General features: G+C 36.0%; 8 protein-coding genes. 1 reads left to right on the top strand and 7 read right to left on the bottom strand.

Annotated features, from left to right (window positions below):
* Nucleotides 1-4: 4 nt before the first annotated feature.
* From QWY91_RS14340 to QWY91_RS14355, 4 genes are all read right to left on the bottom strand, one after another.
* Nucleotides 5-2746 carry a PD-(D/E)XK nuclease family protein gene (locus tag QWY91_RS14340; RefSeq protein WP_290236185.1) on the bottom strand — a complete coding sequence of 914 codons (2742 nt, stop codon included), beginning with the start codon at nt 2744-2746 and terminating at the stop codon, nt 5-7.
* Between the two features lie 74 nt (nt 2747-2820).
* Entirely contained in the window at nt 2821-4215 is a 1395-nt protein-coding gene (locus tag QWY91_RS14345) for an OmpA family protein (protein ID WP_290236186.1), read from the bottom strand.
* 177 nt (nt 4216-4392) lie between these two features.
* Nucleotides 4393-5589: a glycine C-acetyltransferase gene (gene kbl / locus QWY91_RS14350; RefSeq protein ID WP_290236187.1), complete on the bottom strand. Its 1197-nt coding sequence runs from the start codon at nt 5587-5589 to the stop codon at nt 4393-4395.
* A gap of 39 nt (nt 5590-5628) precedes the next feature.
* Entirely contained in the window at nt 5629-8751 is a 3123-nt protein-coding gene (locus QWY91_RS14355; RefSeq protein ID WP_290236188.1) for a UvrD-helicase domain-containing protein, read from the bottom strand.
* Nucleotides 8752-8913: 162 nt separating this feature from the next.
* Here QWY91_RS14355 and QWY91_RS14360 point away from each other — a divergent pair, with 162 nt between their 5' ends.
* Entirely contained in the window at nt 8914-9522 is a 609-nt protein-coding gene (locus tag QWY91_RS14360; RefSeq protein ID WP_290236189.1) for a superoxide dismutase, read from the top strand.
* A 277-nt stretch (nt 9523-9799) separates the two neighbouring features.
* On the opposite strand, the gene QWY91_RS14365 is transcribed toward QWY91_RS14360, so the two are convergent.
* From QWY91_RS14365 to rnhA, 3 genes are all read right to left on the bottom strand, one after another.
* Nucleotides 9800-11698, bottom strand: a complete 1899-nt coding sequence (locus tag QWY91_RS14365; RefSeq protein WP_290236190.1) for an amidophosphoribosyltransferase — start codon at nt 11696-11698, stop codon at nt 9800-9802.
* 81 nt (nt 11699-11779) lie between these two features.
* Entirely contained in the window at nt 11780-12697 is a 918-nt protein-coding gene (locus QWY91_RS14370; RefSeq protein ID WP_290236191.1) for a PfkB family carbohydrate kinase, read from the bottom strand.
* Nucleotides 12698-12780: 83 nt separating this feature from the next.
* The gene (gene rnhA, locus QWY91_RS14375) at nt 12781-13242 is read right to left on the bottom strand and encodes a ribonuclease HI (protein ID WP_290236192.1); all 462 of its coding nucleotides are present in this window, start codon (nt 13240-13242) and stop codon (nt 12781-12783) included.
* Between the last annotated feature and the right edge of the window lies 1 nt (nt 13243).

Below are 13243 nucleotides of genomic sequence, written 5' to 3' on the forward strand. Positions count from 1 at the left end.
AGTTCTAAATTTCTTTTTCGGTGAAAGGAATCGCCGGATTGCAAATTTCAGTAATTAATTTTTTTAATTGGTCTTGATACGCTTCGAAAGTGTCTTCGCTGATAGAGAAATCCTTAGCACCGCCTCTCGCTTTCTCCCGCTTGGCAAATTTTAGCAGACCGCCTTTCAGGTTTTTAAAAGAAATAATTCCACCTTCTAAAGGAAGGGAGAGATTTTCTTCGTTTTTCATCATTGTAGCGTAGGCAAGTACCTGAAAACTCTTGCTGTACTTATCGTAATCTGTAGTGATGTTTTCCCAATCTACAATTTCTATTTTACTTTGTTCGACCTTTCCAGTTTTATAGTCAATAATTCTGGTGATACCGTTACAATTTTCTACGCGATCCACTTTTCCCTTAATATAAACCGGAAAATCAAGTTCAGGAACTGTAATTTTAGTTTTTAAATTCTGTTCGATTTTAACGATTTTTATCTCTTCTCCGTTTTTTAAACGATTGCTTTCAAGATCAAAGAAGTTTGATAAATAGCGCTTGGCAATTTCAAAGATCAAATAATTTTTTCCCTGTAAAATTGGTGATTTTGTATAGGTCTTGTGGAACTGAGTCGCCACTTCCTGTCCAATTCTTTTTCTAAAATCGAGAATATGGGCTTCAGTTAAAAACTGTCCTTCCAAGGGTTGATAAAACTCCTCTAAACTGTCGTGAATTACCGTACCCAACGTATTGTAAGCTACAGTTTCTTCAACTTCTTCTTCCTCCTTCACTCCTAATACATACTGATAGTAGAAATCTAACGGATTACGTATATAACTGGTTAATGCTGAAGGTGAGAATCCATAATTTGCCAGCCCTTTTAATTTCTCGATCATAGCAGGAGTCTTCTCGATCACTTTAAGTTCGTTGTTTACTGTGGGAACTTTTGGTGAAACCGTATTGATCTTTAACTCGTGTCTTGGCTGTTTTTCGATCTCTAGCTGAGTTAAGAATCTGCTTTTTTCTCCGGAATTTAATCCGCCACTTTCAGTGTTATATAGAAGTGTTACTTTTTTGGCACGTTGTAATAATCGATAAAAGTGATAGGTGTACACCGCATCTTTTTCACGATAAGTAGGAAGGTTGTAGGACTTTTTAAGATCGTAAGGAATAAAAGAATTATTCGATTTTCCTGAAGGCAGCGTGCCCTCGTTTACCGATGTGATAATCACATTTTCAAAATCCAGCGCACGCGATTCTAACATTCCCATAAGCTGCAATCCTTTAAAAGGTCGCCCCTGGAAATCCAGACTTTGCGTACTCATAATTTCGTTATAGAAATTACGTAAAGCCGTTAAACTATTTATATGCGGATAAGTATTATTTAAGGTCTGAAGCTGATTAAGAAGTTTATGAAAATGATATAAAAACTCTAATTGAAGTTGACTTGTCTGTTCTTCTTTTAAAATGTTTTTAATGCTAAAAACTATATTCTGAAAATTTTCGATAGCAATTTTAGCTGAATTCTTCCAGTCGTTAAAACACCATCCAATAAACTGTTTAAGTTCTTCGGGAAAATTGTCCTGAATATCTTCCAATTTCAAATAGACTGTATTTTCTTTATTTATCTTTTGAATAAATTTAGAAGCATAAGGTTTTAATATTTGATGCAAAGAAGGATGGTTTACAATCGCAATCACATTACGATAATAATAGCTGGAACCCGATTTTGTATGAAGATCGAACAACGAATTGAATAGCGAAGTTACGGGTGCATTTTTAAGCGGAAATCCCATGGTGATGTTTAGATCCTTCACATTTGGTGGTAAACTATTCAAAATAGGCAACAACAAACTTTCATCACCCAAAACAATGGCCGTTTTTTCTAATTCAGCTTCGCTTTTCTCAGCTAGTAATTCGGCTAAATACTTCGCTTGCCCTACATTTTTAGGAATCCCAGTGATCGAAATATCTTTTTCTTCTTTGTATTCTTCGATGCCAGGGTTTAGCGGATTGTCCTGATAAAATGGCCAATCTTTTAAATATTCACGGATAAATAGAGAAGCCTCGTGATGATAATCTTTCAGAAAAACATTATCAATATCCCAATAAACTGTAGCAAGTTGTTTTTCTAATAATTCCTGAAAAATAACCTGTTCTGCCGAGTTAAGTGCGTTAAATCCTAAGAATACATAATTTTGATTAGAATTTTCTGAAGCGTAATCTGGAATTTTGGAAGCTGCTGTTCTATAAATTAACCCCTGATAGCCTTGCTCTTTGGCGACTAGATTTTCTTTTAAAACTGAATAATATTGAGGTAACTGTGCCCAAAACTTCAGGTAGTTCTCAATTAGTTCAGTTCGGTTTTGTTTAGACCAATGATTAATATCCTGAATATCGGCCAGGTAGTCAAAAAACTTTTCAGCATCAATCAAATAGCGATCGATCTCATTAAAATCATGAATCAGGCTTTGCGCCCAGGCAAGAAAGGTTTCAAAATTTTCTAATTCTTCCTTAGAAGTAAGTTTTTGATATACTTCATAAAACTCAAATAATGTGGTGGTATTATCTATAGATTTTAAACCAGAAACTTCTTCAGCAAACTCTTCAATACTATAAATTTTTGGTGCAAAAATACTTTCCGAAGAAAGCATACTTAACTCGTTTAAAAGGAATGCACCAGCTCTTTTACTGGGTAAAACGAAGATAATATCTGAAATTGGAGCCTCTTCTTTTAGAAGTTTTTCTAAGACCTGACGGATAAATGATTTCATACTATAAAAATAAAAAACGCGCTGAGGTTTCAGCGCGTTTTTGTAAAATTTATAAAGTGACTAACACTGTTAGATTACTTCATTTCTTTGTCCTCATCTAGAGAAATAACTACTCTTCTGTTTTCCTGTCTTCCGGCAGCAGTATTATTAGTAGCAATTGGTCTTGATTCCCCGTAACCTTCAGAAGTTAATCTGTTTTCTGGGATACCAGCTCCAATTAAAAATTCTCTTACAGAAGCAGCTCTTTCCTTAGAAAGTTTCAGGTTGTACTCATCGTTACCTACGCTATCTGTATGACCTTCAATATGGAATACAGTGTTATCGTATTCTTTCATGATATCTGCGATAGAATTTAACGCTTCTTCAGAATCACTTCTAACTGATGCTTTATTGAAATCGAATAATACAGTATTAGAGTATTCGTTAAGTTCTTTTACAACTTCAGCACTTGGTTCTGGACACCCATTGTTTGCAACAGTACCAGCAACATCTGGACATTCGTCATCTTTATCTGGAACACCATCACCATCAGAATCTGGACATCCGTTAAACTCGATTAAACCTGGAGTTTCTGGACATTCGTCATCTTTATCTGGAACGCCATCACCATCAGAATCTGGACATCCGTTAAATTCAACCATTCCTGGAGTTTCTGGACATTCATCATCTTTATCTGGAACACCATCACCGTCAGTATCAGGACATCCGTTAAATTCAGCTAAACCTGGAGTGTTTGGACACTCATCATCTTTGTCTGGGATACCATCACCGTCAGAATCTGGACATCCATTAAATTCAGGAAGACCTGGAGTTTCTGGACATTCGTCATCTTTATCATAGATTCCGTCACCATCAGTATCAGTTCCACCAAACATAAATTTGATACCTGCACTGTGTTGAAAATGTTGACCCATTTCAGGCTCAAAAGAGTGCTTGTATTTAGACTCTACGAATAATGCAAGATTATCGGTAAACCAGAAATTGATCCCTAAGCTACCGTTTAAAGTAGGAGCATCAAGATTCTCCATATCTGCACCGTCTTGATCACCAATCCAAGTGTAACCACCACCAACACCAACTACAGGATCAAACCATCCGTCGTTAAGCATTGCTCTAAGAGAGTAGTTAATAGATCCATCTACAGAGTAGTAAGATAAATCGTCTACAGAACGGTCACCAAACTGGTCAATCTGGTTAATTGTACCGTCAATTTCTGCAACTAATCCAGCACCAATATATCTACCAACTGTTAGTTGAGATACCGATGGAAGAATGTTCCAGTGATCACCAGTATTAAAGTATTCGTCAAACATACCATTACTTAGTGGAGCGTCATTACCAGTAGGGTAAAAATCCACAGCGTTAGTACCGATGCTTACCGCCCAAGGGTTGTTTTCATCCTGCGCACTTGCAGAACTAATCCCAAGAACGACCATCGATAGCACGATTAATTTGGAAAGATGTTTCATATCAATAGTTTAGTTTTAAGTGTTATTACTGCAAAATTAGGCGGTGGGTGCTCACCGCCAAACTTTGCTGTAATAAAGTTTTCTTAATAATAATATAGATTTGGTGGCATATTTCGAATGAAAACACCTTTTTTTATAGGTTTTTTAAGAATACGTTTTGTAAATCACAAAAATTAGTTAATCTATAACCCCCAGTTCCTTACCGATTTTGGTGAAAGCATTGATAGCTTTATCCAAATGTTCCTTTTGATGTGCTGCTGATAATTGTACCCTAATTCTGGCTTTTTCCTTAGGAACAACCGGGTAAAAGAAACCAATCACGTAAATACCTTCTTCCAGAAGTTTATCTGCCATATCCTGAGATAACTTTGCATCATAAAGCATTACCGGAACGATTGCAGCATCCCCATCAATAATATCGAAACCTGCATCTTTAATCCCTTGTTTAAAATATTTCGTATTTTCTTTAAGTTTAGTTCTTAAGCTATCATCCTTTTCAAGCATTTCAAAAACCTTTAAAGAAGCACCAACGATAGATGGCGCTAAGGAGTTTGAAAATAGGTATGGACGCGAGCGTTGTCTCAGGATCTCGATAATCTCTTTTTTAGCGGTAGTATAACCTCCCATCGCGCCACCAAGAGCTTTACCTAAAGTTCCTGTGATAATATCTACACGATCAAGAACTCCTTTTTCTTCTAGTGTTCCAATACCTTTCTCGCCAATAAAACCTGTGGCGTGGCACTCGTCGATCATGACCATAGCATCATATTTATCGGCCAAATCGCAAATATCATCTAATGGCGCGACAAGACCGTCCATAGAGAATACACCATCGGTTACGATAAGTTTGAAACGTGCTCCATTTTCGTTCGCTGCTTTAAGTTGCGCTTCAAGATCTGCCATATCTCCATTTTGGTAACGGTATCGCGCTGCTTTACAAAGACGAACGCCATCAATAATTGAAGCGTGATTTAGCGAATCTGAAATGATCGCATCTTCTTTGGTCAAAAGTGGTTCAAAAATACCGCCATTGGCATCAAAACAAGCTGCGTACAAAATGGTATCCTCAGTTCCGTAGAAATCTGCAATTTTTTGTTCTAGTTCTTTATGGATATCCTGAGTACCACAAATAAAACGAACGCTAGACATTCCGAATCCATGAGAATCCATCGTGTCTTTAGCCGCCTGAATAACTTCTGGATGCGAAGAAAGTCCTAAGTAATTATTGGCACAAAAGTTTATCACTTCCTGCCCGGTATTGATTTTTATAACAGCGTCTTGCGGAGTCGTGATAATACGCTCTCTTTTAAACAATCCATTGTCTTTAATATCTTCTATTTCGTTTTGAAGGTGTTCTTTAATAGATCCGTACATAATTATTTCATTTTCATTTTTGCAAAATTAGTATCTCTGCTACACAAACCTAAGAGAAATTGCTTTGTTTGTATAGACTAGTATTTTCTTATCGATTTGATATCCCATTTTTATAAGGGTATCACCGTAGCTGGTAATTTGTTGTTCGTGCTTTACATCAAAAGCACCGGTTTTATAATCGATAATGCTTACATTATTTCCTTTAAAATTTAAGCGATCTGGTCTTAAGCGTTTCCCGGTTTCAGTAAGAATATCTCTTTCGTTATAATTTGTCGATTCTTCAGAAAAATATTCTTCAAGATCTGGATGGGTTACAATTCGCTTCAGTAGACCATTAATTTTTTCAGAAACTTCTTCAGTAATAATTCCGTTAGCGATCGCGTTTTTAATCACCAGTTCTACATCTTTTTCAGTATTAATATCGGTTAAAAGATCGTGGATTATTTCTCCTTTTTCTATAGCTTCCTGCTGCTTTGTATCCCACAAACTACCTGAACGCGTTACAATATTTACCGCATGATTTTGTGTTGCTGAAGAGTAAAAATGCTGTAAATTTATTCCTGAATTTTTCTTTTCTTCGGAAGTTGGAGCTTCAATTTCACCAAACTCATAATTAGTCTGCTCGTCGTCCCAAACACCATTTCTTTTTAAATATCCAATAAGTAATCCTGAAGTTTTTGAAGGATTTTCGTTGCCGCTTCTATCCAAATCCAATTTCGATAAAATATAAAGCTGTTTTACAGGACGCGTGCAGGCAACGTATAAAACATTTAAGGTATCCAATTCATTCTGAAAAAGCAGCTGAGTAAATAAAGCTTCTGGAATTTCACCCCAATTTTCCATTTTTGAAGACGCATTAATATAGCTCGCCGGGATATCGCCCAAACTGCCATCGTGCGGAACCCAAAGAGAATCTTTGCGGGTATCTTTAAAATCTGAATTCGCAAAAGGATAGATCACGATAGGAAACTCCAGCCCTTTAGCTTTATGTATGGTCATAATCGTGACTGCATTCTCCTGCTGTGGCGCGATGATACTTAACTTTTCGTTTTCCTGATCCCAGATTTCTAAGAATCCCTGAATACCTTCAGTATCTTTTTGGGTGGTTTCGTAAACAAAATCAAGGAAAAACTGAATGTAGGCATTGGAGTCTTTAACCAGTCCGAAGCTTCTTATAATAAATTCGCAACTTTCGTAAACCGAGTATTCATTTAAAAACTCGAGGTTGAAGTCAATTTCAAATTCTTTAAGCCATTCAAAAAACGCATTTCCGCTAAGATTTATTTTTTCTGAAATGACGGCATGTGGATCGTCAAGCTGCAATAAATACTCTTGAATATAACCGAAAATCGATAATTTGAGTTCGTTATTTTCTGGAGTAATCGAGAATTTTAAAAGATCACATATAAAATGAACTTCTGGCGATCGAGAAATCAATAAGGTTTCAGAAGAAACTACATCAATCTCTTTTTCATTTAAAGCCGAAGCTATCGCAACACCCTCCTTTTTTCTTCGGGTTAGAATACAAACATCAGATCGTTTAAATCCTTTAGCATCGATATTGTTAATAATTTCGATCACTTTTTCAGGATAAACCTCTTGTTCTTCCTCGCTGTTTTCAGCTTCCACAAAGCTTATATTTACATAGCCCGAACCAGCTTTCTTCGGATTTTGCGCACTTTGTTTAAATAATTTACTGTATTCGGGATGTCCAAGAAAATCTGCTGCGTAGCCAAAAAATTGGTTATTGAAATTTACAATTTCTGCCGAGCTTCGATAATTATCGGGTAAATTATATACTTGTTTATCTATCTGAAATGGATTTCCTTCATTACTCAGATCAATAAACTGTTCGGCTTTACCGCCACGCCAGCGATAAATCGATTGTTTAGCATCGCCTACCAGCATTAAACTTGAAGTTTCCTCTGGCAACGATTCCATCGAAAGTTTGTTATCGATAAGCGGAATTAAATTTTCCCATTGCATTTGCGAAGTATCCTGAAACTCATCGATAAAATAATTTTGATAGCGCTCGCCTAATCGCTCGTAGATAAACGGCGCGGGTTGGTCTTTAACCTGGGCGCTAATCATTGGATTAAATTCTGAAATTAGTAGTATTTGCCGCTCTTCTTTAATCTCTTTTATTTCTCGATTTAAGGCATTTAATAACGAAAGTTGGGTAAGTCGCTTACCAATTTCTGTATTAAATTCTAAGCTGAAAAATAATTTTTTAGTCTGAACAAACAGATCCAGAATTTGTGGCTGAATTGCATCACCAGCAGCCACTTTTCCTTTTTTTAGTGGCAAAATACCTTCATTTTCGAGCTTTTCTACCCATTTTGAAGTGAAATTTGGTGTTTCGTTGGCTTTTAATTTCAGGAAATGTTTTGGTAAATATTGTCCGCTAAAATCGGTTGGATCGATTCCGTGATCTGCGATTAGTTGAAAAAAATGATCTACTTTTTGCTCAATTTCAGCTTGATTATTTTTGATTTCTTGTTTCAGTTTTTTTCTGAAAGCTTCAAAATCTTCCAGCGTTTTCGGTTGAAGTTTCTCTAAGTAAAACTGATTGTTTTCGTTTACCAGTAATTTTGCAATATCAAGTAAATCACGACCAATATCCCAGCTTTTATCCTCGTCGGCTTTACTGAGTGAAAAATCCACCAAAACTTTAGTGAGCTTTTCGTCATTTCCAGTACGATTTATTAATCGATCTACAGCTTCGTTTAGGATTTTCTCGGTATCTAGTTCAACTTCAAAGTTTACGGGTAAGCCCAGATCTTTGGCAAAAGTTCGGAGTACACGGTGGGTGAATCCATCGATCGTAGAAACTTCAAAAGCAGCGTAATTGTGAATGATATTCTTTAAAATTCCAACTGATTTTTGCTGAATTACTTCCGTAGAATTATTCGTCTCCTTAGCGACGGCTTCCAAAAGGGCACGGGAGTTTTCTGGAACCGGATTTTTAGTAAATGCATAAAGACTTTCGACAATTCTAGTTTTCATCTCTGCAACCGCTTTATTAGTAAAGGTGATTGCGAGGATGTTTTTATACGTGTCGGTTTTGTCTGATTTGAAGAGTAAACTTAAATAGGATTTAACCAGCGTAAAGGTTTTTCCCGATCCTGCAGAAGCATTATATATTGTAAAAGTATTCGCCAATGTTTAAATTTAATAGAGAATGAGTGATTAAAGGTAAGGTAAAATTGATTCTGTAAAAGCCTAAGCTTTTAAGTATATTATAACACTTAAATATTTTCATTACACATGTTAATACTTAAATTTGAGTAGAATTTAATACTAATCACTAAAAAATATAAGACTATGCCATTCGCGTTACCAGAGCTTAAATATGCATTCGATGCATTAGAGCCACATATAGATGCAAAAACTATGGAAATTCACCATGATAAGCATCATTCTGGATATACCACAAAATTAAATAAAGCGATTGACGGAACTGATCTTGATGGAAAAACTATCGAGAACATTCTAAAAAATCTTGATTTATCTAACACCGCTGTTAGAAACAATGGTGGAGGATTTTATAACCACAATCTGTTTTGGGAAATCATGTCTCCAGACGGAGGAGGAAAGCCTGAAGGTGACTTAGCAACTGCAATAGACAGTGCTTTTGGTTCTTTTGAAGCTTTTAAAGAAGAATTTTCTAATGCTGCAGCTGGACAATTTGGTTCAGGTTGGGCATGGTTATGTGTTCATGACGGCGGAAAATTAGAAGTTTGCTCTACTGCAAATCAGGATAATCCATTAATGCCTGAAGTAGGATGTGGTGGAACTCCAATATTAGGATTAGATGTTTGGGAACATGCTTATTACCTAAACTATCAAAATAAACGTCCAGCATATATCGATGCTTTCTTTGAAGTAATCGACTGGAAAGAAGTAGCAAGTCGCTACGCTAAAGGAAAATAATTAAGTAATTAATTGTTAAAGTTCGAAAGAGGCTGTTCGCAAGAACGGCCTTTTTTGTGCTTTATTTTGAATAATAAAATCGAGCGTTCTTTTTATAAAATGGGAATGTCGAAAAGGTAAGAAAATAAAAAAGGCGGATTTACATCCACCTTTTTTGCCCCAAATCTACCATGAACTTAACCTACTTAAATTTTATGGCAAGTCTAATATAGATATTATGCATATTTGTCTAAAATCTTTTAGATGAAAGACTTATAAAATAGTTGAAATACATATTTTAGTAAGCTCTATCCTTATTTCCTTCAAAAAAGTTTATAAAAGCTCTGTTAACTACTCTGTTACCTCCTGGTGTTGGGTAGTCTCCCGTAAAGTACCAGTCGCCAAGATTTTTAGGACATGCTTTATGTAAATTATCAACAGATTGATAGATTACTTTTACATTAGCTTCTACTGTTGGTTCGCTTAAAAGTTCTGATATTTTTTCTGAAATCTGCTCATCGGTAAAAGGATCGTAAATTTCTTTCACGAAATTTTGTACCTCTTTATCTGCCAGATTTACCTGCTTTTTACACTTATCGTAAACCTCTTCAACTAATTTGTAATTACCGTTCTCTTGAAGTAAATCTAATGCGGCTCTAAAAGCTACCAGGTCTTCTAAACGCGCCATATCAATTCCGTAGCAATCTGGATATCGAATTTGTGGAGCTGAAGAAACTACTACAATTTGTTTAGGATTTAGACGATCCATCATTTTTATGATACTCTTCTTTAAAGTAGTACCACGTACTATACTATCGTCGATAATTACCAAATTGTCTTCTGGTTTTACAACACCATAAGTAACGTCATAAACGTGAGCTACAAGATCATCACGACTGCTATCTTCAGTAATAAAAGTTCTTAGCTTTACATCTTTAATTGCAATCTTTTCAGTTCTTAAGCGATACTCTAAAATCTGTTGAAGACGCTCATCTGTTAGCGTTTCTTTTTCTTCTAAAATCGCTTCATTCTTCTGGCGATTCAATTCGTCCTGTGCAGCTTCAACCATTCCGTAGAAAGAAGTTTCTGCTGTATTCGGTATAAAAGAGAAAACGGTATTAATGGTGTCGTAGTTAATAGCCTTAAGAACTTCAGGCATTAATAATCTACCAAGCATTTTACGCTCCTTGTAAATTTCAGCATCACTACCTCTAGAGAAATAAATACGCTCAAAAGAACATGCTTTTCTTTCTAAAGGTTCAATGATTTTTTTGATAGAAACCTCACCGCTTTTCTTGGTAATAATAGCGTGACCAGGATCAAGTTCTTTAATATCTTCAAAGTTTAAATTGAAGACAGTTTGGATTACCGGTCGTTCTGAAGCTACTACAACAACTTCGTCATCTTTATAATAATAGCACGGTCTAATTCCCGATGGATCACGTAAAACAAAAGAATCCCCATGTCCCATTAATCCGGCGATAGCGTATCCACCATCCCAATCTTTAGAAGATTTCTTAAGAATTTTGGCTACATTCAATTGTTCAGCAATATGAGGCGACGCTTCCTGTTTGGTGAATCCTTCTTTTTTTAATTTTTTATAAAGCTTGCGCACTTCTGAATCTAAAAAGTGCCCAATCTTTTCCATGATCGTAACAGTATCGGCTTTTTCCTTAGGATGCTGTCCCAGCTTAATAAGATTGTTGAATAACTGATTAACATTCGTCATGTTAAAGTTACCAGCCACAATAAGGTTACGATGCATCCAATTGTTTTGTCTAAGGAATGGATGCACACTTTCGATACTATTTTTACCGAATGTTCCGTATCGAACATGTCCTAAAAATAATTCACCCAGATATGGAATCTTTCTTTTTTGCAACGCAACATCATCGGCATATTCAGGGTGTTGTTGCATTTCATCATTAATACGCTGATTTATTTGCTCAAAAATATCCTGTATGGGTTGCGATTGGTTAGAGCGAACTCTGCTTATGTAGCGTTCCCCAGGCTGCACATTAAGTTTAATGCTGGCAAAACCGGCACCATCTTGTCCACGATTATGCTGCTTTTCCATTAAAAGATACATCTTGTTTACACCGTAAAAAGCAGTACCATATTTTTCTTTGTAGTATTCTAGTGGTTTTAACAGCCTAACCTGTGCAATTCCACATTCGTGTTTAATCGCGTCACTCATAATTGTATTGTTGCTCTGTGTGGGGTTTATTTATGCCTTAGTAACAAAAAAAGCCCTGAAATTACAGGGCGTGTTTTTATTTTAATTTATTTTAAACTGTGTGAGTTTTTTAAATTCTTCCAGTCGCTTGTCGATTTCGTCGGGCGAAAGATCTTTCATCCGCTCGGTTCCAAATTTCTCTACGCAGAAGGAAGCTAAATTAGATCCGTAAATAATGGCGTTCTTAAGATTCTCAAAAGAAATATCTTCAGAATGTGCAAGATAACCTATAAAGCCACCGGCAAAAGTATCTCCGGCACCAGTAGGGTCAAATACTTCTTCTAAAGGTAGGGCAGGTGCGAAAAACACATTTTCTTTATGGAAAAGTAATGCGCCATGTTCACCTTTTTTGATCACCACGTATTTTGGTCCCATTTTTTCGATCGCTCGAGCCGCTTTAACTAACGAATGTTCACCAGAAAGTTGTCTGGCTTCTTCATCGTTAATGGTAATAACATCAACCTTTGCGATTACTTGCTTAAGTTCCTCTAAAGCATTGTCCATCCAAAAGTTCATCGTATCTAAAACAACTAATTTCGGATTGGTAACTTGTTCTAAAACGCCAAGTTGAACTAAAGGGTGTAAATTCCCTAGCATGATATATTCAGCATCCTTATAATTTTCAGGAACTACCGGATTAAAATCTGCCAGTACATTAAGTTGTGTATCTAGCGTATCGCGAGAATTTAAGTCGTTGTGGTATCTACCACTCCAAAAGAAGGTCTTACCGTCTTTAACAATCTCAATTCCTTCAATATCAATATTTTTTGAAGAAAGGAGATCCAAATACTTCTGAGGGAAATCACCACCAACAACAGAAACTATTGCACTGTCTACATTAAAGTTTGAAGCCGAAAGGCCAATGTAAGTTCCTGCACCACCAAGAATTTTATCTGTTTTTCCAAAAGGAGTTTCGATAGCATCAAAGGCTACGGTTCCTACAATAACTAGTTTGCTCATAATTGCATTCAAAAATTATGTTGCAAATATACAGTTTGTTTTTCAAGCTGTAAACCAAAAGTTAATTTAGAAGGTTTACAAATTTAATTTTTAAAACCAATATCCTCCGGAAGGTTCTTTTGTTTGGATGCTGTAACCGCCAAAGTATCACATCTTTCGTTTTGTGGATGGTTGTTATGGCCTTTAATCCAGGTAAAAGAAACTTGATGCTTCCTATATTCTTTTAAGAATTCCTGCCACAAATCTGCATTCTTACGATCTTTAAATTTTTTCTTTTCCCATCCAAACACCCATTTTTTTTCTACTGCATCTGCAACGTATTTAGAATCTGTAAATACTCTAATATTTAAATTTGGTTTTTTTAATTTTTGAAGGGCATGGATTACTGCTAAAAGTTCCATGCGATTATTAGTGGTGTGTTTGTAACCTTGAGCAAATTCTTTTTTATAAGGTTTGCCTACCCATTCCATTACAATGCCGTAACCACCAGGGCCGGGGTTACCACGTGCTGCGCCGTCTGTATAAATATGAACTTGTTCCTGCAAT

Source organism: Zunongwangia endophytica (assembly GCF_030409505.1).
In the GTDB taxonomy this organism is placed as follows: Bacteria; Bacteroidota; Bacteroidia; order Flavobacteriales; family Flavobacteriaceae; genus Zunongwangia; species Zunongwangia endophytica.

Bases quoted from the DNA above. Each gene is read 5' to 3' on its own strand.
- QWY91_RS14365 (WP_290236190.1), bottom strand. From the start codon at position 11,698: ATGAGTGACGCGATTAAACACGAATGTGGAATTGCACAGGTTAGGCTG.
- QWY91_RS14360 (WP_290236189.1), top strand. From the start codon at position 8,914: ATGCCATTCGCGTTACCAGAGCTTAAATATGCATTCGATGCATTAGAG.
- QWY91_RS14345 (WP_290236186.1), bottom strand. From the start codon at position 4,215: ATGAAACATCTTTCCAAATTAATCGTGCTATCGATGGTCGTTCTTGGG.
- QWY91_RS14370 (WP_290236191.1), bottom strand. From the start codon at position 12,697: ATGAGCAAACTAGTTATTGTAGGAACCGTAGCCTTTGATGCTATCGAA.
- QWY91_RS14340 (WP_290236185.1), bottom strand. From the start codon at position 2,746: ATGAAATCATTTATCCGTCAGGTCTTAGAAAAACTTCTAAAAGAAGAG.
- kbl (WP_290236187.1), bottom strand. From the start codon at position 5,589: ATGTACGGATCTATTAAAGAACACCTTCAAAACGAAATAGAAGATATT.